The sequence below is a fragment of the Butyricicoccus faecihominis genome, from assembly GCF_024462775.1.
Classification (GTDB): domain Bacteria; phylum Bacillota; class Clostridia; order Oscillospirales; family Butyricicoccaceae; genus Agathobaculum; species Agathobaculum faecihominis_A.
This window is the reverse complement of sequence record NZ_JANGCE010000001.1, coordinates 260,905-279,814: the sequence shown is the minus strand read 5'-3', so window position 1 is coordinate 279,814 and position 18,910 is coordinate 260,905. Positions and strand designations below refer to the sequence as shown.

At 52.4% G+C, this 18,910-nt stretch carries 17 protein-coding genes and 1 tRNA gene; 10 read left to right on the top strand and 8 right to left on the bottom strand.

The genetic code is table 11. The annotated features are described in order from the left end of the window. Positions 1 to 59 precede the first annotated feature (59 nt). Together NE562_RS01390 and NE562_RS01385 are read left to right on the top strand one after the other, a co-directional pair. A complete protein-coding gene (locus NE562_RS01390; RefSeq protein ID WP_280960597.1) occupies positions 60 to 629 on the top strand; it encodes a cysteine hydrolase family protein in 570 nt (189 codons plus the stop codon). Further along, complete coding sequence (locus NE562_RS01385; RefSeq protein WP_280960596.1) at positions 626 to 2,200, top strand: S-layer homology domain-containing protein; 1,575 nt, start codon at positions 626 to 628, stop codon at positions 2,198 to 2,200. Before NE562_RS01390 ends, NE562_RS01385 begins: the two co-directional genes overlap by 4 nt. A 41-nt stretch (positions 2,201 to 2,241) precedes the next feature. Here the strand turns inward: NE562_RS01385 and NE562_RS01380 are convergent, their stop codons facing one another. Then, positions 2,242 to 2,907 carry a manganese catalase family protein gene (locus NE562_RS01380; protein ID WP_280960595.1) on the bottom strand — a complete coding sequence of 222 codons (666 nt, stop codon included), beginning with the start codon at positions 2,905 to 2,907 and terminating at the stop codon, positions 2,242 to 2,244. Positions 2,908 to 2,988: 81 nt separating this feature from the next. After that, positions 2,989 to 3,876, bottom strand: a complete 888-nt coding sequence (locus tag NE562_RS01375) for a DegV family protein (protein ID WP_280960594.1) — start codon at positions 3,874 to 3,876, stop codon at positions 2,989 to 2,991. Between the two features lie 442 nt (positions 3,877 to 4,318). Here NE562_RS01375 and NE562_RS01370 point away from each other — a divergent pair, with 442 nt between their 5' ends. Then, positions 4,319 to 4,645, top strand: a complete 327-nt coding sequence (locus tag NE562_RS01370) for a hypothetical protein (RefSeq protein ID WP_280960593.1) — start codon at positions 4,319 to 4,321, stop codon at positions 4,643 to 4,645. 204 nt (positions 4,646 to 4,849) lie between these two features. Here the strand turns inward: NE562_RS01370 and NE562_RS01365 are convergent, their stop codons facing one another. Next, complete coding sequence (locus NE562_RS01365; RefSeq protein WP_280960592.1) at positions 4,850 to 5,089, bottom strand: helix-turn-helix transcriptional regulator; 240 nt, start codon at positions 5,087 to 5,089, stop codon at positions 4,850 to 4,852. A 697-nt stretch (positions 5,090 to 5,786) separates the two neighbouring features. Between NE562_RS01365 and NE562_RS01360 the strand changes: the two genes are divergently transcribed. Then, entirely contained in the window at positions 5,787 to 7,085 is a 1,299-nt protein-coding gene (locus tag NE562_RS01360) for an ABC transporter substrate-binding protein (RefSeq protein WP_280960591.1), read from the top strand. Between the two features lie 24 nt (positions 7,086 to 7,109). Beyond that, the gene (locus NE562_RS01355) at positions 7,110 to 9,557 is read left to right on the top strand and encodes a response regulator (RefSeq protein ID WP_280960590.1); all 2,448 of its coding nucleotides are present in this window, start codon (positions 7,110 to 7,112) and stop codon (positions 9,555 to 9,557) included. A 52-nt stretch (positions 9,558 to 9,609) separates the two neighbouring features. Here NE562_RS01355 and NE562_RS01350 read toward each other — a convergent pair. The 4 genes from NE562_RS01350 to NE562_RS01335 all read right to left on the bottom strand — a co-directional run bounded on the left by NE562_RS01350 (position 9,610) and on the right by NE562_RS01335 (position 11,483). Next, positions 9,610 to 9,685 (bottom strand) — tRNA-Val (locus tag NE562_RS01350). 41 nt (positions 9,686 to 9,726) lie between these two features. Further along, positions 9,727 to 10,290: an elongation factor P gene (gene efp / locus NE562_RS01345; RefSeq protein WP_280960589.1), complete on the bottom strand. Its 564-nt coding sequence runs from the start codon at positions 10,288 to 10,290 to the stop codon at positions 9,727 to 9,729. A gap of 451 nt (positions 10,291 to 10,741) precedes the next feature. Further along, positions 10,742 to 11,122, bottom strand: coding sequence for a helix-turn-helix domain-containing protein (locus NE562_RS01340; RefSeq protein ID WP_280960588.1), 381 nt, complete (start codon positions 11,120 to 11,122; stop codon positions 10,742 to 10,744). 193 nt (positions 11,123 to 11,315) lie between these two features. Next, positions 11,316 to 11,483: a transcriptional regulator gene (locus tag NE562_RS01335; RefSeq protein ID WP_280960587.1), complete on the bottom strand. Its 168-nt coding sequence runs from the start codon at positions 11,481 to 11,483 to the stop codon at positions 11,316 to 11,318. Positions 11,484 to 11,665: 182 nt separating this feature from the next. Here NE562_RS01335 and NE562_RS01330 point away from each other — a divergent pair, with 182 nt between their 5' ends. Continuing rightward, positions 11,666 to 12,718 (top strand): site-specific integrase, encoded by a 1,053-nt coding sequence (locus tag NE562_RS01330; RefSeq protein ID WP_280960586.1) that lies wholly within the window; start codon positions 11,666 to 11,668, stop codon positions 12,716 to 12,718. A gap of 198 nt (positions 12,719 to 12,916) precedes the next feature. On the opposite strand, the gene mtaB is transcribed toward NE562_RS01330, so the two are convergent. Continuing rightward, a complete protein-coding gene (gene mtaB, locus NE562_RS01325) occupies positions 12,917 to 14,200 on the bottom strand; it encodes a tRNA (N(6)-L-threonylcarbamoyladenosine(37)-C(2))-methylthiotransferase MtaB (RefSeq protein WP_280960585.1) in 1,284 nt (427 codons plus the stop codon). 174 nt (positions 14,201 to 14,374) lie between these two features. Here mtaB and NE562_RS01320 point away from each other — a divergent pair, with 174 nt between their 5' ends. The 4 genes from NE562_RS01320 to NE562_RS01305 all read left to right on the top strand — a co-directional run bounded on the left by NE562_RS01320 (position 14,375) and on the right by NE562_RS01305 (position 18,910). After that, entirely contained in the window at positions 14,375 to 14,674 is a 300-nt protein-coding gene (locus NE562_RS01320; RefSeq protein WP_280960584.1) for a hypothetical protein, read from the top strand. A gap of 59 nt (positions 14,675 to 14,733) precedes the next feature. Next, positions 14,734 to 15,627, top strand: coding sequence for a C40 family peptidase (locus NE562_RS01315; RefSeq protein WP_280960583.1), 894 nt, complete (start codon positions 14,734 to 14,736; stop codon positions 15,625 to 15,627). A 257-nt stretch (positions 15,628 to 15,884) separates the two neighbouring features. After that, on the top strand, positions 15,885 to 16,925 hold the full coding sequence (locus NE562_RS01310) for a zinc-dependent alcohol dehydrogenase (protein ID WP_280960582.1): 1,041 nt from the start codon (positions 15,885 to 15,887) through the stop codon (positions 16,923 to 16,925). Between the two features lie 209 nt (positions 16,926 to 17,134). Beyond that, entirely contained in the window at positions 17,135 to 18,910 is a 1,776-nt protein-coding gene (locus tag NE562_RS01305; RefSeq protein WP_280960581.1) for a cache domain-containing sensor histidine kinase, read from the top strand.

Sequence of the window (18,910 nt, the reverse complement as noted above, 5' to 3'; positions counted from 1 at the left end):
TTGTGCGCGGTGCAAAATCATGGTACACTTAAGAAAAATGAAAGGGAGTGTGACCGGCAATGCCCAAGCTGCTTGCTGTGATCGATTATCAAAACGACTTTGTGACGGGTTCGCTCGGCTTTGAGGGCGCGGCCGCGATTGACGGCGGCATCGCGCGTTTGGCCCAGCAATATCTGGCGCAGGGCGATCACGTACTGTTCACCTACGATACGCACGACGATGAATATTTAGAAACGCGCGAGGGACGCGCGCTACCCATACCCCATTGCAACCCCAAGAACAGCGGCTGGCGGCTGTACGGCAAAACGCAGGAGCTTTGCTGCGAAACGTGCTGCAACAGCCAGATCCACACCGTCAATAAGCACACCTTCGGTATGCCGCCCGCCGAGTTGTTACGACTTGGAAAAGAGCTGCCCGATCTGCGCGAGATCCTTGTGGTCGGCGTGGTCACCAACATGTGCGTCATTTCCAACGCGGTGCTGATGCAGGCGCAGTGGCCGGAAGCCGTCATTACGGTGGACGCCGCGCTCTGCCGCAGTTTTGACCCGATGCTGCACGATAAGGCGCTGGATGTCATGGCCAGCCTGCAAATGATAGTGATTAACCACGAAACGAGAGGTATCATATGAAGCGTAAGCTCATTTTATTGCCCCTGCTGGGCGCTTTGCTGTTACCCAGTGCTTTCGCAAGCTTTGACGATGTGCCGCAAAGCCGCTCCGACCGCGCAGCGATCGACTATGTGACCGGAAACGGACTGTTCTCCGGAACCGAGGAGAACCTCTTTTCACCCGACGCGCCGCTGACCCGGGCGCAGGCCGTTGCCGTGCTCGCGCGCATGGCCCACGCTCCCGGCGTCCCGACCGACGTCTTTACCGATGTGCGGGGCGATGCGTACTATACGAAGGATCTCGGGTGGGCCCATCAGAACGGCATGGTGCGCGTCGCGACCGACGCCACGTTCGAGCCGGACCGCACCGTTACCCACAAAGAGCTTGCCGCCATGCTCACGCGGTATCGCGCGTGGCTGGGTCTGCCCGAGAAAGGGCTTGCCCTAAACGGACAGGATAGCAACGCCCCGATCACACGCGGCGAAGCCGCCGTTTATTACGCCACAGTCGATCAAGACCTAATGCGCCGCGACGCCGAAGTGAAAATACATACGGCGGCGGACGGCGTATCCCTCACCGGCAAGCTGGACCTGCCCGCTGGCGACGGCGCAGTCGATAAGCTTGTGCTGTTCGTCAACGGTTCGGGCCCCAATACCTATGATAACCGGCGCAGTGAAGGCACGCTGGACGCCAAATACTTTGATCTGTTTGCCGAGCAGTTCGGCGCGCGGCGGATCGGTTTTTTCCGGTATAATACGCGCGGCGTCAGCATTGGGGATCAGCCGCCTATGTATGATTCGATCGACGAGAACGTCTACCGCACGTATCTGCCTGAAACCAGCGTCAGCGATATCGGCGAGTGGATCGGTGTTTTGCGGCAGGAGCCTCGTCTGAAAGACGCGAAGATCTATCTGCTGGGCTGGAGCGAGGGTACGATCATCGCGCCGCTTGCCGCCGAACGGTTCAGCGACCAGATCAGCGGCTTGCTGCTTGCGGGGTACTGTAACGACCGGCTGGACGAAATCTTGGAATGGCAGCAATCCGGCGAATCGAGCATGATCTTCTATCGCCTATATTTCGATACCGACGGCGACGGCGCGATCTCGGAAGCCGAATACAAGGCCGATCCCTATGGGATCGTTACAAGCGTGCTGCAAAACACCGACTTTTCCGCTATCGATCTCAATCAGGATGGGACAATCACCACCGCTGATCTGGCGATCATGCTGGAACCCGGCAAAAAGGCGCTGTATGACGCGATCGAGCGCGGCGACGACGAATGGCTGGCTCAAAACTATCCTGTGCGCCTGACCAGCGCGTGGTTCCAAGCGCATGAAAAGCTGGCGCCCAACCGGGAAACCTTGCCGAAGCTCGATCTGCCGATCACCATTTTCCACGGCACAGCCGATCAGAACTGCGATGTGGCCGGGGTGCGCGCGATCGAAAAGAGCTTTGCGGACAAGGGAAAAACCAATTTGACCGTTCATATCTACGAAGGATATGATCACAACCTGCTTTACAACATTTATCCGCCGACCGGGCGCATTTCTCAGGCGTTTGAGGACATTTTTCAAACAGCCGTAGCGCAATAAGAAAAAGTGCTGCACCATTTTGGTGCAGCACTTTTTCTTATCTAAATGTTAAAAGAGGGCGGCTGGCTTTTCGCCGGATCAAAACTTTGGCCGCCGGGTGTGGACAGATCAAAATAAATGCGCGCATCCTTCGTCGTGCCCCAATCCTTCTGCGAACCCGTATCCTGAATACGGTTGAACGCTTCACGGAACATGGTATTATGGGCCTCTTCGCGATTGAGCAGGAAATCGATCGTTTCACGCACGCCCTTGTCGTCAATCTGGCGGTACAGGTATTGATAAACCACCTTGGCGCGTTGCTCCGCCGCGATATCGGACAGAATATCGGCGGCGGCGTCGCCCGTCTCATTGACATAGGCCGCCGTCCATAGAAAACCGCTCGCATTGGCCAGCATCGGGGTAAGGCCGGTCAGCACATGCGCTTCCACATTGCCTACCGTTGCGTTTTCAGCGTCTAAATGATGGCCGTTGAGCATGTTCACTGTTGCCGAGATCATTTCCAGATGGCATAACTCCTCAGCAGCGACGTCGAGGAACAAATCCTTGATCTCCGGGTCCTTGATGCGCATGGACTGCGACAAATATTGCAGCGCAGCCTTCAGTTCGCCCTGCGGGCCGCCAAGCTGTTCCTGCAGCATCGCGGCATAATTGGGGTTGGGGCGATCGACGCGCACCGGCTGTAAATACTGTTTTTCATGTTTAAACATATAAAACACCTCCCTACCGCTATTTTGCCAAGCAGTAGGGAGGTTTATACCTTATCAGGCCGGTTCCTGAGCGGGCCGCGTTCAATCGAATCGTTCGTCGCCCCAGAAAAAGAGCGCGACCGTCCCCGGGCCCGTATGTGCGCCGATCACCGTGCCAATACTGTTGATGCATACCTTGCCGTTTAGATTTGGGAACTGCGCCTGCACCTGATCGGCTACCGCGCGCGCATCCTCCATGCAGGCGGACTCGGAGATAAAACATTTGCCGCTGTAGCCCAGCCCGTTTTCCGCATGCTCCTCCATCATCCGTACGATCTCACGAACGACCTGCTTTTTGCCACGGATTTTTTTGCGTGGGATCAGGTGCCCTTCCCTGTCCATATTGAGCAGCGGGCAGATGCCCAGCAGCGTGCCGAAGGTCGCCGCGGTGGGTGAAATACGGCCGCCGCGCTTATAGCTGGTCAGATCTGTCGAGAAAAACCAGTGATGCAGACGCAGCTTGTTCTGCTCCAGCCAGTTGTATAGCTCGTCAATGGGCATGCCGGCGTCGCGTTTTTCGCACGCGGTATCGACCAGCAGACCGTAGCCCGAAGAGGCGCCCAGCGTGTCCACCACATAAATACGGCGTTCAGGGTATCGCTCCTTTAGTTCATCCCGTGCGATGCAGGCCGAGGTATACGTGCCCGACAGACCCGAGGAAAGCGTCAGGTGTAAAATATCTTTGCCGCGCTTGAGCAGGGGCTCGAATAACGCCTCGTACTCCTCGGTGTTGACCTGCGACGTCGTCGGCATGGCGCCCGCTGCGATCGCCGCGTAATAATCCGGAAAGGAAATACTTTGCCCTAGGTCGTCCTGATAATCCTTTCCCTCTAAATGAAAATGAAAGCAGGCGTATGGCACGCCTTTTTCTCGAAAATAGTCCGCCGACAGATCCGCTGTGGAACAGCAGGTGATCATATAATCCGGCATCCACGCACACTCCCCTTCTAAAATACGCCGCCGGTGCGGCGGTCATTCTATATGGGGCTATTATACCACAGCGGCAAGCATTTTCGAAGTGTTAAAATACACTTATGCGCCGCTGGTGGTATAATTAATTTAATCCGGGTATAATAGCCGTTTTACGGCTATTATACCACAGCGTCGAAAATTTGGAAAGACCGGCCGCTCCTACCCTGCGTATTCCTTTTATTTGTGCGTTTTCTTGTCCTTACTTTTGGGTACGCGATATTTCATGATAAACGCCTTCAGCTCGTACTCCCGCGCTGTAACCAAATCGTTAAAGAACCCCATGCGTTTCACCTCCTGCCCTCAGTTTGACCATTCACGGTCAAAACATGTGCGGCCGTGATCAGACGCAATATGCAAGCGAAGAATCAAATGCGCACATACTATCTTTTGGGTGATAGTTATGTGCGCATTTGATCCTTCCAGCGGCAATGTTTCCAACAAAAAAACAATAGGGCGCTCGGCCGCGGCCGAGCGCCGCGCGTTGGTTCGCATACAGGTTGTGACCCGCACCGAACAAGGACTGCTGCTGCCTGAACGTATGCAGCTGCCGGGTGGAAAAGCACTTTCTGTTTCGCGGGTATACGGCTGTCGGTATGATGGTATGCGGCAGAATATGCTGCGGTATGGCGTTCGTATTGGTGGAATATCGGCAGCCATGTGGATGCGCGATGACAGGATCTGGTTTATAGAAAGCAAACTGGCCGATCGACTCTTACAACAGCCCTAGGGCAGTACGTTGAGGACCGCATCCTGCAAATGGACCGGACGGAGCTGCATTTGCGTCAGCAGCCTGACGAGTCCGGAAACACACGCTTGATTCGTTGAAACATCCGATAGTTTGGTAATGAAGCGTCTGCCGGCGTCGCCCTCTTTCCAGCAGAGGATGCTAAAAGAACGGTAATAGCCATAATCTTCCAAAAAGCAGATCTCTCTAATATACAGATACCGATACCGAATCACTATTCACCTCGCTTTTCAAGGAATCCAAGCTGATATCCAATTTGGCGGCTATCAATACGGCATTGGTCAAATTAGGCAGCGACCGGCCCATTTCCAGATCCTGATAATGGCGCAGCGAAACGCCGCAAAGCTCAGCCATTTTTTGCTGGGTCAAGCCATTGCATTTGCGGTACTGAAAAAGTTTCCCCGAAAAATTTGATTTAATCGACATAAAAACCCTCTTTATGAGATTTTACATCAACCCACACTTTCAAAAAACGATCTCGAGTTCCTATTTTAACAGAATTTACATGATTGACATAGGTGGCGACTTGGGATGAGGTGATCATATGTCTTTCCTCCCGAAACATATGCACACTGCGCTTGATTTGCAGCCTTTGCAATATATTTTATGAAACGCCGACACTGCCGCAGCAGTTCCCACGTTACCTCTTCATAAAGGAACACCCGCCCTTGGCGCCTTTCGGCACCGAGGACGGGTGAGAACAGCCCAACGCTCTCAGAAGGTTCGGTCCGTATATCCGAAAACGCCTTGTCTATTTGCCTTTTATTTTCAGTTATCCGTTTCTTACATGATATGGCTGGTATAAGCTTCTGCAAATCACTCCTTCCTTCCTGTATCGTCCAATCTGAACAAAATATATTTTATGTGTTATCATACCACATCGTGTGTGCGGTGGGCAATAGCAAGGCCTGTTGCAAAATGCGCAGATTGCACAATCGGTCGGCATTTTTGCGTGGCAACCTTTATATTTTTTTCTCAGCCGCAGCGCTATCTATCGCGTTTTTACAAATATGTGTCAAAAGGGCTGGTTTTTTCTGTGCAATTCGATTATACTATAAACTATCAAACACCATCTGGCAAAAGGTAATTGTCCATATGGTTTCCATTTAAAGGAGGGCCAGAGATGATGAAACGCGCCATTGCGGGCGGTATTCTCTTGTCGGCCCTTCTTTTGTTGTTTTACGGCTGTTCGGCCGCAAAACCAAAATCGCCCGCGCCTGCGTACGAGGAACCGCAATATGCGTGGGGCAATATTACGGGCCGCACGCTGACCGTGTGGGGGCGTGAGACCGACCTGAGCCGTAGTTATATGACGCGGGCCTTTGCGCGCTATGAAGAGCTTACAGGCAACACGATTGATGCTGTCGCCTATACGCCGGACCAGCTCGAAGCTGCCGCCGCGGAAGCGCTCCAACGCGGTTCCAACACGCCCGATCTGATACTCAGCTTTGGCGGTACCAATATTGACGCTTTGGACCCTGATCAAAACCTATATGATTTCAGTGCGGCGGAATGGGTGGATGATCTGACCGAGGTGTCCATCAATCAGACCATTTACCACGGCAAGGTGATCGGCCTTCCCCATTGGGAAGCTTCAATCGCGGGCACGCTCTACAACAAGGAGATATTTGAAAAGCTGGACCTAACGCCGCCGCGCACGCAAGCGGAATTTCTTACCGCTTGTGAAACCCTGCTGCAAAACGGTGTAACGCCCTTGTATCTTCCAGCAGCCTCCCCCACCATGCTGCTTTATCAACTGCCGCTGGATACACTGGTAGAACAAACGGATACGCTGGAGAAGCTGAATAACGGCGAACTGAGCTACGCCGATCTACCCGGCATGCAGCAAGTGGCGGACTGGTACCGGACGATGGCAGAGTCAGGCTATCTGGGCGCAAGCTATCTGACAAACGACTGGGACGGTATGAGCGACGCTTTGGAGAGCGGCGAATATGCGATGATGCTTTGTTGGGATACCTGGCTTTATACCGACTTTCAGGGTGACGCTTCTCGCTTCGGTTTGATGCCGGCTTTTGTCGGAATACCCGAAAACGGCACCTTTGAAGGACCCAACCTATCGCTGATGCTGGTCAACCGGCATAGCGAGCAAATGGATGCGGCGCTGGATCTGATCACCTTTATGGCCGATCCCTACAATTATAACGCTGCATTTGAGGGAATCTACACAGCACCAGTCTTTAAGCGTCAGGTAGCTGGAATTTCCACGCCGCAATATGTGGAAGCCGAGCGCTGGGTCGAGGAAAACTATCGGGATTCTACCGCTTGGCTGCGCATCGAGGGTTTCTCTCAGTCGGACGCCACATGTATCCTACATTATATGCAGGCTCGCGAGGGATACACGGCGGAGCAGTGCCTGCGGGATATGGACAGGCTGCGGACGGAGCGTATTCATAAACGATAGAAAACGGCAAAGGAGGAAGCGTGCGTGAAAAAGCTGCATCGGGAACAGACACGCATGGTATGCGCGGTCGCGGCATTAATATGCGCCGCTGTAATCTTCACGCTGCTTTTTACCGCCTATGCCCGGCGCTTTGAACGGACATTGACGGAGGAAAACCGTTCCCGCTTGGAGGAGGTTTCCGAGCATGTAGCCGTTTACATGGAGCGGGCGGTGGAGCAGCAGTGGGAAGAGCTGCGCGTCGCTGCGGCCGCGGCCTCGTCCCTGCCCGATTTGGAAACACGCGTGAACTATCTCGGCCAAATGGCGGACCAGCTGAATTTTACCTATATCGGTCTCGCGGATTCGGTCGGCCATCTTTATACCACGGCCTTTTCGGAGCCGCAGGATATTTCACAGAAGGATTATTATCTGGCGGCAAGCGGCGGCGAAACCTATATCACCGGTCTAAAACGACAGATTTTCTGGGATAGGGCGGTAAGCGGCGTAATTTTATCCATACCCGCGCCGGAGGATACCGGTACGGCGGTAGTCGCGATGCTGAGCACGGCTAAGCTTGGCGCGGACATACAGGTGGACAGCTTTGGCGGCAGCGGCTTTTCCTACATTATCGACGCGGATGGCAACCAAGTGCTCCACGCCCGCAGCATGGTATATAATAATCTGTTTCAGTCTATGGCCAATTTGACCTTTGAGAAAGGCTATAGTTTAGACAAGATGCGCGAAGATATCGCGTCCTGCCGCTCCGGAATGACGGCCTATTCCGATCTGGGTGTTGAAAAGTATGCTTACTACCGTCCCTTACGTTTTAACGATTGGACAGTCGTAAGTTTCGTACCGAAGGGGGTCGTCACAGCGCGCACGTCGGCGCTATCCCGGGAATTGATCATCATGTGCACGCTCGCCGCGCTGGTGTTTTTGGGTCTGCTGATTATTGTCGGGCTTTTGTTCCTCCGCTTGGAAAGCCGGCGGCGGACCAACCGCGCCAAGTCGGACTTTTTGGCCAACATGAGCCATGATATGCGCACCCCCATGAACGCCATTATAGGAATGACTGCCATTGCCGAGACACACGCTGAAGAGCCCGGCACGGTGCGGGACTGTATGCGCAAAATCGGCTTTTCCAGCTCGCACTTACTGGGCCTGATTAACGATGTGCTGGATATGTCCCGAATCGAAAGCGGCAAGATGACCCTATCACAAGAGCCGTTTTGCCTTTCCACGGTGCTGGAAAGTGTGGAAAACATGACTTTCCCCCACATGCATGCCAAGGGACAGCATTTCGCTGTTCGGCCGCACCACGTAAAAAGCGATTCTTTCCTAGGCGACAGCCTCCGACTCAGCCAAATCTTTATTAATCTTCTCACAAACGCCATGAAATTCACGCCAGAGGGCGGCCGCATCACCGTTGACGTGGAAGAACTACCTGCGCAAAGGCCAGACACCGCGCGGTTCCGTTTCACCTTTACGGATAATGGGATTGGCATGAAACCGGCGTTCTTGAAAGAACTGTTTGTGCCCTTTGTCCGCGAGCGGAACAGCCGTGTGGACAGCACCGAAGGCAGCGGTCTAGGCATGACCATCACCAAACGAATCGTTGAACTGATGGGCGGCTCCATCGAGGTAAAAAGCGCGGAGGGAAAAGGAAGCGTTTTTGTGGTGACGCTCTCCTTCCTTGTTGACCGCGCTGCGCCAGAGGAACTTTCACCGCCGGATTGGCGTGTTCTGGTGGTGGATGGGCACGAAGACGAAGGCGACGAGACCGTACGCACACTGAAAGCCATGGGTGTATCCGCTACGTGGGTGCCAGAAATAGTATCCGCCGTACAGCGGCTGCAGAGCGAAGCCTTCCAAGCGGTCTTTGTCGATCGCGCCGTCTATTCCGCCAAAGGGATCGCTGCCCTTCGTTGTGCCGGCGAATCGCCCCCGGTCCTGCTCCTCGCCGCTTACGATTGGGAAGACATTCGGCGTGAGGCCACAAAGGCCGGTATTCGTTATTTCATTCAAAAGCCGCTGCTGCGCGCCACGCTTAGTCATGCGCTGAGAAACGCGGCTGAACCAACGGCGGAGCAAGCGTCCAACGAAACGGCAATCGACCTTTCGGGCACCAATATTTTGCTGATCGACGATAATGAACTTAACTTAGAAATTGCACGAACAGTATTGACCGAAGCAGGCGCCGCGGTCATGTGGGGCATGGATGGCGCGGATTGTGTTTCTATATTCACCGCATCCGCCGAAGGCAGCTTTGACCTTATTTTAATGGATATACAGATGCCGCGGATGAATGGCTATGAGGCCGCGAAACACATCCGCTCGTTAGCGCGCAGCGACACCTCGCTACCCATTCTAGCCATGAGCGCCAACGCTTATGCCGAGGATATGGCCGCCGCTGCCGAAGCCGGCATGAACGGCTACCTCACCAAGCCCATTGACCTATCGGTATGGATGAACGAAATTAAAAAGTGCCTGTAGCGCTGAACCGCGCAAAAACAGAAAAACCACCTCAAACGAGGTGGTTTTTGTATGGTGGACATTGACGGGTTCGAACCGCCGACCTTCCGCACGTCAAGCGGATGCTCTTCCAGCTGAGCTAAATGTCCATTGGAAGGACGGCGAAAATACACCGTCCATTTTGTGCGGATCAGCCCTTGGCGCGCTCAAGATACTCGCCGGTGCGGGTATCAATTTTGATGCGGTCGCCGGTCTCGAGGAAAAGCGGTACCGGAACGCTGGCGCCGGTTTCAACGATAGCGGGCTTGAGTGTGTTAGTCGCGGTATTGCCCTTGAAGCCCGGATCGGTCTCGGTAATCTCAAGTTCAACGAACAGCGGCGGCTCTACGGCAAACACGCTGCCCTTATAGGAGCAAACCTTGACATTCTCGTTTTCCTTAACAAAGCGGAAACCGTCGCCAAGTGTAGACTTGTTAATCGGGATCTGCTCGTAGGATTCGTTATCCATGAAGTAGTACAGGTCGCCTTCGTTATAGAGGTACTGCATATCGCGGCGCTCCACAAAAGCTTCCTCGTATTTATCGGTAGGGTTGAAGGAACGTTCGGTTACCGCGCCGGTGATGACGTTCTTCATTTTTACGCGAACAAAAGCTGCACCCTTGCCCGGCTTAACGTGCTGGAACTCAACAACCTGCTGCACCTGACCGTCCATCTCAAAGGTCACGCCGTTGCGAAAATCACCTGCGGAAATCATATCGTAATTCCTCCAAAAGAAATATCCTTCGTTAAGCTGTTCCCCTGAACAGCGCTTATTTATTCTAACCCATTTTTTTCACTTTTGCAAGAGGAAATTTCAAAAAAATAAAAAAAACTGCGGCGCGGCCCAAAAGCCGCGCCGCCGCATAGGAAAATTTACCTGGGTATGTGGGGATGATCAGCAGCAGCCACAGCCGCAGCCATTATTGTCGCAGCAACCGCCGCAGCCACAGTTATTATTGTTCGAGCCGCAGCTACCACCCTGATCACAGCAGCAGATCCAGATAAGGATGATCACGATGATGATCCACCACCAGTTTGAAAAACATACCGATCCGTACCAAAATGCGGTAACTTGTGCTAAAACAGCCGATAAGTAAATGTTTTTACGCAGTTTACCGCTCGTTCCTTATTTGAGGAGTACGGTAACGGTACGTTCCCGCTGTCGATCATTCTTCGGCCATAAGCTCTATGGCCTCAAGCGTAAACTTTTCGATCAGCGCATCGCTCACAAGGTCTAGCAGCGGGGACGGCTCGGTATCCGGCGTATCGTCATCCACAAAAATATTGTGACGGGCAAAGCGATTGAGTGTTTCATAGCAAGGTTCCGCCCCCTCTATTCCGGCGTTTTCATTAAATAGCGTATAGCGCGGCAATGAAAGCGCCTGCTCGATCCTCCATACGGTAGAAAGCGTCGGATTCATCTCTCCTCGTTCATACTTGCCATAATTCCCTTCCGCCATTTCCGCCTTGACCTCGATCTGGTTCTGTTTCAGATCCAATCTTTTTCGGGTTCTGGCCATCGATGTGCAAATCAGTTCTTCTAGCATTGGGATACCTCCTTTTGTAAGGAGCATCTTATCGCATTTTGGAGAATATTGCTAAGTATCCAAATACTTGGCTATTTATAGTACCAAAAGCGCGCCGGACGCATCGCATACAGCAGAGCGTCCGGCGCGCTTTATTTTGGTGAAAATTTTCGTTTGGGTAGCTCTTACCTTTATACGGATCCGCCGTTCCCATCTATTTATGGAATCGCTCTTCCAAATACCCGCGCGGCACTTTGCCGCGAATGACAAGGTATCCTTTTTGCTCTAGTTCCTGATTCAGCTGCTGCATAATTTCATACGCTTTGCTTTTTCCAATACCGCCGAGTACTTTTTGAACTTCTTTGACATCGATCAGCTCCATTCAATCGCCTCCTGCTTTGTTTTATCTTATGCTGTCGCGGGTTGTCCTTTTTCGTACGCGTATGCAAAAAGAATTACATTGCCGCCGGACGAGATCCTGCGGAAGCAAATCCTTGCGGACTACTTTTCCCTGCCCCAATCATACAATTTTCAGAACAGTTATGATATGGAGAGGGGTTTCGTATGTCCGTAAAGAAAATGACCGACGGCAGTGGCCGGTGGTATGCGTCCTTTTATTACCGTGACGCATTCGGCGCCGTGCACCGCAAAAAGAAGGAGGGCTTTGCCCGCCAGTCGGACGCTAAGAAATACGAGGATGCCTACGCCAAACAGCACAGCGGCAGCTGCAATATGACCTTTCGCAGCATGTATGAGCTTTACCTTGCCTCCTGCGAAACGCGCCTCAAGGAAGCAACGATCATCAAAAAACGGCATATTTTTAGGGATAAGATCTTACCTACCTTTGGCGATATCCCCGTCGGATCGATCACACCGCTCATGATTCATCAGTGGCAAAACCAAATGATGCGGCAGAACTTCAGCAGCACCTATCTGCGCACCATCAATAATGATCTGGCCGCGCTATTCACCTTTGCCGAGCGCTATTACGGCCTATCGCTTAACCCTTGCCGCAAAGAACCGCGTATGGGCAAGCGCGACGCTAAGGTCATGCAATTTTGGACGCTGGAGCAGTACCGCAAGGTCATCGCCGTCGTGGACGATCCCGAGCTTCGTATGATCTATGAAATTTTGTTTTGGACGGGTATGCGTCGCGGCGAGTGCCTCGCCCTGACCGTATCCGATATCGATCTCGACCGTAAGACCGTATCGATCACCAAAACACTCGACCGCCGCCATGGACTGGACGTCGTAACGTCTCCCAAAACGGAGAACAGCAACCGAACCGTCACCCTGCCCGGTCCGCTTTGCGATGGGCTGCGCGCTTATATCGAGGGCTTATATAAGCCCTCCCAAAAGGATAAACTGTTTCACCGTTCGCCAGGTTTCGTTTCCGCCGCTATCAAACGCTATGCGGCGCGCGCGCAGACGCCCGCCATTCGCGTGCATGACCTGCGGCATAGTCACGCTTCCATGCTGATCGAAATTGGCTGCTCGCCACTCCTGATCGCCGAGCGCCTTGGCCACGACAGCGTGGATACCACCCTTCGCATATACAGCCATCTTTACCCCAACAAGCAGGCCGATGTGGCCGCCCAACTCAGCGCACTCACCTAACCGTACGAATTTGGTACGATCCTATGAAAAGAAAAAGCGCGTAAGCCTTGACCGAGCAGGCTCTACGCGCTTTTTGATTATAGTTCACCACCAGTTATTTTCGCCCCAAAGACCATTAGAAGAACACATAAGTTATTTCCTCCTATCAAAGATTTCACTTCATCCTATGGTCGGAAACAGAGATATGTGCCTAATCGCTCATAATATTTTTTCTGCGCGTAGGCCGTCGCGGTATAATTCGGTGATACGCGCCGAGACCGGAGTGTTTTTGGACAGCCCGCCGCCGGATAGATAGACGGGAAAGAAAAAACTGCTGTGGCAGGCCCACAGGCCACCGGAAACGGGATGCTCCGGCAGGACGGAAAGCGCACGCCCAACAAACCCCGCGCGGTAACGCTCGCTGAGATGCTCCGCCAGCGCTTTGGCGCGTGCGGCGCGCGCTTCCTTGACCGGCTGCGGCACCTGCCCCTCCATTTGATCCGCACGCGTACCGGCGCGGCGTGAATAGGGGAAAACGTGCACGGAGGCAAAGGCGCAGCGCTCCAAAAAAGTCAGCGTTTCTTGAAATTCCGCCTCGGTCTCGCCGGGAAAGCCGACGATCAGGTCGGTCGTAATCGAGCAGTCCGGAAAAGCGCGGCGCAGAGATGATACGTTTTGATGAAAAAGCGCCGTATCATATTTCCGGTTCATCCGTTGCAGCACGCTGTCGCAGCCGCTTTGCAGGGACAAATGGAAGTGCCGGGCGAGATTGTCGTACCCGGAAAGCTCGTTGCAAAAAGCTTGATCTGCCGTGCGTGGATCGAGCGACCCAAGGCGAAAACGCAGACCGGGATGCGCCCCAAGAAGCGAGCGCAGCAATGGTACGAGCGATATATCCTGCGATAGGTCACGCCCATAAGAGGAAAGCTCGATACCGGTGAGCACGATCTCGTGCACGCCAAAAGTTTGCAGCCGGTTTACCTCGCTTTCCACCCGCTCCGGCGGCATCGAACGCACCCTGCCGCGCGCATAGGGAATGATACAGTAAGCGCAAAAGTTATCGCAGCCATCCTCGATTTTTAACAGGGCGCGCGTTCTGCCGCGCGGTACGCCGGCCGGCAGAACTTCAAAGCGTTCATCTGTATGCGTGGCCGCAGGCTCCACATGGCCGCAGACCGCCTGCTCGCACTGACGGAGGATAGCCGCGCGCTCGCGCGTTCCGCAGATCAGATCGATCTCTCCGCTCGCGCGTACGCGCTCGGGTTCAAGCTGGGCGAAGCAGCCGCAGGCGGCGATCACGGCATCCGGATTATCGCGCCGCAGCTTATGAAAAGCTCGGATGTTTTTATGATCGGACACAGCGGTCACCGTGCAGGTGTTGACGATTACCGCGTCCGCCCCCTGATCGACGATCTCATGCCCGCGTTCGGCGGCAAGCTGCATCAGCGCCTGCGTTTCAAATAAGTTGACTTTGCAGCCGAGCGTGTGGAAAGCAAATTTCATGGTATGTCTCCCAATATAACGAAACTTGGTGTTTTGTATCGCATTATAACACAAAATGCGCAAAAATCCAATGTTTCCGAAATACAATTTGACAAATCGCCCATCACGTGGTATACTGTTTCCATAATGTAACTTTGAAATGTAACCGTTTTGTAACTATAAAGGAGTGCCAATATGCCGACCACTGCAAAGAACACCGATCTTCTTCAATATAAAGGCCACCCGCTGATGCGCAAGGAAAACATCATCTATTATGGCAGCATGAGCGATTCTCATATTATTATGATGCAGATCCTCGAATCCGGCGATATGAAGGGTATGCCTCTTGCAAAGCGCGTTTCCGTGCAGCTGCAGCAGACCGATCCCAACGTTCGTATCAAGGAACGGATCGTGAAGAAAACGGAGAAGGACAGTCTTTGGGCCGCTATGGATATAGCCTCGATCTGGCTGAACCGCGCTCTGGGCAGCAAGTAAACCGGCTGTACGCGAAACGGAGGTTTGACCCAATGAAATTTTCTAAACGACTTTCTCGCATGATGATTTCTGCGGCGCTTGCCGCTTCCATGCTTTTGCCGAGCGCGTTTGCGCTCTACCCCGCGCAGGTAAAGGCGGATTCGCTTTATCTGCGTTCCGCCCCCGGCGGCGATATCATCACCACGCTTCCGAACGGCACCAAGGTCGCCGTTATCAATAACAGCAACAGCTGGTTCAAGATCGCTGTCGGCGGTAAAGAGGGCTATGTCAGCGGCGAATTCCTGACCGGCGCTCCGAACAGCGATTTTAACCTTGGCTCCGGCCGGATCGCGTGCGATACCACGGTTAATCTCCGCGAGCAGCCAAACATGTCCGCAAAAGTGCTCACCACCATGAAAAACGGCAGCACGGTCAGCGCGCTGGGCGTGTACAGCGGTTGGTACAAAGTAAGCTTTAACGGGCGGACAGGCTATGTGCACCCCGATTATCTAACCTTTGGCGGCGCTCAGGTTGCCTCGGACCCGGAAGAAACAAAAACGAACGAGCCCACCGCAGCGAAAGTATCCTATACGGGTGATAACGCGCAGCGCGGCGAAGTGCTAGACTATGCGGCTCAGTTCCTCGGTACGCCCTATGTTTACGGCGGCTCCACACCGAGCGGCTTTGACTGCTCAGGCTTTACCTCTTATGTTTTTAACAACACCGTCGGATCGATCCCGCGCGTCGCGCAGTCCCAGTTTGATGCGATTGCACATGTGGAACGCGAAGAACTGCTTCCTGGCGATCTAGTCTTCTTTGGCGCAAGCGAATATTCGATCAGCCATGTCGGCATCTATGTGGGCGACGATCAGTTCATCCACTCCCCCCACACCGGCGACGTTGTCAAATACGAATCGCTTTCCGGTACATATGCCTCCCGTTTCCAAGGCGGCGGCCGCGTGATCAACGATTAAATGGCATACCAAAGAGCCTTCCTATTCGTAGGAAGGCTCTTTGTTTGTCGAAGAAGCGCTCGCACCCCAGTATACCTATGCCATATCAACGTCGCTTTTTCAAAGGCGGCGTTTTTTGTGTGTTCGGATCCGGTCCTTGAAACGAACGACTGCTTAAAAATGTGAAAGAGTTTATTGAAATAGTAAAGTATATTGCGATTGCAGTCAAAGAAGCGTCATGATAACGTTAAAATAGATAGGACGAAAGGAGAACTTAGATGATGGAAATGATGAAGGCAGTTGCAGTGTTGAACGCAGGCGACGTACGCGTGGTGAATGATGTTCCAAAGCCAGTGCCGGGTGATTATGAAGCATTAATTCGGGTACATGCTTGCGGCATATGCAGCGGAACCGATCAGCAGATTATTGCAGGCACGTTGGAAAACGGTTTTGGCGGATTCCCTACCGTGCTGGGACACGAAGGAGCTGGCGAAGTCGTTTCGATCGGTCCAAAGGTACGTCATATTCATCTTGGCGAGCGCTTTATTCACCCTAACCTCCACACCGATGTTGGTAATGGCTATTCCAAAACTCACGGCAGCATGGCGCAATTCGGACTGGTATGCGACCGGCAAGCTATGCGAGAGGATGGATTTGACGAATCTGAGATCCCATTTCCTAAGCAGCACGCTTTCCCGGACAGCATCAGCTATGTAGACGCGGGAGTTTTGCTGTCTCTGGCGGAATGTCATAGCGCAGCAAAAAACTTTGGAGCCGGACCCGGTATGGAAATATTAATTTATGGTGCCGGACCAATGGGGATAGCTCTGGCCCTGTTTTGTAAGCTGCGGGGCGCGAAAACCATTGTACAGATTGACGGTGTAGCCGACCGGTTGGAGCAAGCAACTCGTGTAGCTGGAGTAGACCAAACCGTGAACTTTTCAATAGATGACAAAAACCGTTTATTAGCGGGCCGTTATTTTGATTTGGTCATCGATGCGGTCGGTTCAACAAGTATTTTATATGAAGGCAGCGGTCGACTGAAATCTGGTGGAAAGGTGTGCTCGCTCGGTGTATTAAAGAAAGACGATCGTATTGTGGATACTGCACGCCTACAATGCAACACGTCCCTGCATATGCTGAATTTCCCGTATGGGGAATATAAAATTATGGACGAAACGATCGCGTTGATTGAAAGCAGTCGGGTCGACCCAAAAGATTTTTATTCACATGTGTTTCCATACACACAGCTGGACGAGGCGTTGCGTATGGTGCGCGAACGAAAAGCTCTCAAGGTCATTTTAACTTTCACGGATTAATAGCCGCCCGGATATTATTCTTTTTGATCAAACACCAGCCGCCGTATCTCCTAGACGGCGGCTGGTGTTTGATTACACAAATTTTCCATTGAGTAAAAAACCGCTTCCGACTATAATAATACGGTGAGACCGCTAAAGCGTGTCGCCCAGACGTTCCGGTGGTCTGATTCCGATTCTTGTGTGCGTAAACGACATTCGGGAGGGACATTATGGTCAATATGAAGAAAAAATTTGAGAGTTCCTTTCAAACGCGAATGACGATTTATTTCTATGTGCTAACACTAATCCCTGTACTAATCACCAGCCTACTGCTTCATCAGGTTTCAATAAATAATATTGTTGATATGGCAGCTTCTTCAAGCCGTCAAATTGTAGACTCTGCTGGTAAAGAGCTGGATGAATTGATGCTCAGCATGTCTTCCCTCCCCCTGATTATTCGTAGCGACGCCTCTTTCCAGCGTATGTTGCGCACGGAATATCAAAGTGAGACCGCACGTGTAACCGATGAGTCAAAAGGGACGGCAACACTGGCATCACTCAATGAGTTTCAGCCTGATATTTACGGGATTTATGTGCTGATGGACAATGGTGCTGCGATGAAATCTAGGTATTTTGATTTCCAAATGGAGGATTTCCGAACTTCCACTCTATACCAAAACGTACGAGCGGCCGAAGGACCGGTATGGTTCACACCTGATCAAGGTTCCATGCTGGCAGAAACAGTGGGCGATCCTATTATCGCCTGCGGTATGCCTATGAGAGACATTATCACCGGGGAGCCACGCGGCATCATCATGGTGGAAGCGCGTAAATTTCTTTTACAGAAAAAGCTTGCGTTGGATATCGGCAAGGGGGGAGAACTTTTTCTGTTGGACCAGCAACTGAACACCGTGGCGCTGGCACGACAATCCCCCCAAGAAGATTACTTAAAGAAATTGATTGCCAGCTTGCAGAAGGAACAGTTTGATGGGGATTCTAACACTCTGTCCGTCAAGGACGGTATATTAGTCTATCATCGACTGAGTGCGAACGGTTGGTATGTGGCTGGTTTTATTCCGCAGAGCGCACTAAGGGAAAAAGGTAAGATTATTTCCTTGCTTGTTGCGGTGCTGGCGATATTTTTTTGGGCAATGATTTGCTTTGCAGCGACAAGGGTAAGTCGTTATGAACTGAAGCCGATCCGCATCATTGTGCAAACCATTAAAAAAATCGAAAAAAATGATCTACATGCGCGCTGCGAGGTAGTAAGGCGAGATGAAATTGGTGCAATGGCTGCAAGCTTTAATCAAATGACCGCACATGTACTGCAGCTCAACGAAAACATTCGTCTAGAGCAGGAGCGGCTGCGACAAGCGGAGTTCCGCGCCTTACAAGCGCAGATTCAGCCCCATTTTCTGTATAACACGCTCGATTCAATCGTTTGGTTGTCACGTAAACAGGAAAACCAAAAAGTAATTCACATGGTCATGGCGCTGACAGATTTTTTTCGGACCTCACTAAGCCGCGGTGCGGACATTATTCCGGTGTCCGTCGAGGTGGAACATGTGACCAGTTATCTGAAAATTCAGAAAATTCGTTATGAAAGCCTGTTTGACTATGATATATTTGTGGATCCGGCATCAGAACAATATCTGATTCCCAAGCTGATACTGCAACCAATCGTGGAGAATGCGCTATATCACGGAATCAAACCGAGCGGCCGGCACTGTATGATCCATATCAATATATTTGACCAGCCGGATTGTTTGCTATTTGAGGTGCTGGACGACGGCAACGGTATTCCGCCGGATAAGCTGCTTCAGCTCAAGGATGCGCTCAGACATTGTGAAACCACACCGAGCCACGGTCTTGGTATGGTGAATGTTAACGACCGTATTCAAAGCTTTTCGGGCGGTAAATTTGGTCTTTCCATCGCCAGTGACTCCGGTATGGGTACATTAGTCACACTGCGGATTGGCAAAATGGCTCCGCGCCAGCATGAATAA

Bases quoted from the DNA above. Each gene is read 5' to 3' on its own strand.
- NE562_RS01315 (WP_280960583.1), top strand. From the start codon at position 14,734: ATGATGATTTCTGCGGCGCTTGCCGCTTCCATGCTTTTGCCGAGCGCG.
- NE562_RS01330 (WP_280960586.1), top strand. From the start codon at position 11,666: ATGTCCGTAAAGAAAATGACCGACGGCAGTGGCCGGTGGTATGCGTCC.
- NE562_RS01305 (WP_280960581.1), top strand. From the start codon at position 17,135: ATGGTCAATATGAAGAAAAAATTTGAGAGTTCCTTTCAAACGCGAATG.
- NE562_RS01320 (WP_280960584.1), top strand. From the start codon at position 14,375: ATGCCGACCACTGCAAAGAACACCGATCTTCTTCAATATAAAGGCCAC.
- NE562_RS01370 (WP_280960593.1), top strand. From the start codon at position 4,319: ATGTGCGCATTTGATCCTTCCAGCGGCAATGTTTCCAACAAAAAAACA.
- NE562_RS01340 (WP_280960588.1), bottom strand. From the start codon at position 11,122: ATGCTAGAAGAACTGATTTGCACATCGATGGCCAGAACCCGAAAAAGA.
- NE562_RS01375 (WP_280960594.1), bottom strand. From the start codon at position 3,876: ATGCCGGATTATATGATCACCTGCTGTTCCACAGCGGATCTGTCGGCG.
- NE562_RS01335 (WP_280960587.1), bottom strand. From the start codon at position 11,483: ATGGAGCTGATCGATGTCAAAGAAGTTCAAAAAGTACTCGGCGGTATT.
- NE562_RS01380 (WP_280960595.1), bottom strand. From the start codon at position 2,907: ATGTTTAAACATGAAAAACAGTATTTACAGCCGGTGCGCGTCGATCGC.
- NE562_RS01385 (WP_280960596.1), top strand. From the start codon at position 626: ATGAAGCGTAAGCTCATTTTATTGCCCCTGCTGGGCGCTTTGCTGTTA.
- NE562_RS01390 (WP_280960597.1), top strand. From the start codon at position 60: ATGCCCAAGCTGCTTGCTGTGATCGATTATCAAAACGACTTTGTGACG.
- NE562_RS01365 (WP_280960592.1), bottom strand. From the start codon at position 5,089: ATGTCGATTAAATCAAATTTTTCGGGGAAACTTTTTCAGTACCGCAAA.
- NE562_RS01310 (WP_280960582.1), top strand. From the start codon at position 15,885: ATGATGGAAATGATGAAGGCAGTTGCAGTGTTGAACGCAGGCGACGTA.
- mtaB (WP_280960585.1), bottom strand. From the start codon at position 14,200: ATGAAATTTGCTTTCCACACGCTCGGCTGCAAAGTCAACTTATTTGAA.
- efp (WP_280960589.1), bottom strand. From the start codon at position 10,290: ATGATTTCCGCAGGTGATTTTCGCAACGGCGTGACCTTTGAGATGGAC.
- NE562_RS01360 (WP_280960591.1), top strand. From the start codon at position 5,787: ATGATGAAACGCGCCATTGCGGGCGGTATTCTCTTGTCGGCCCTTCTT.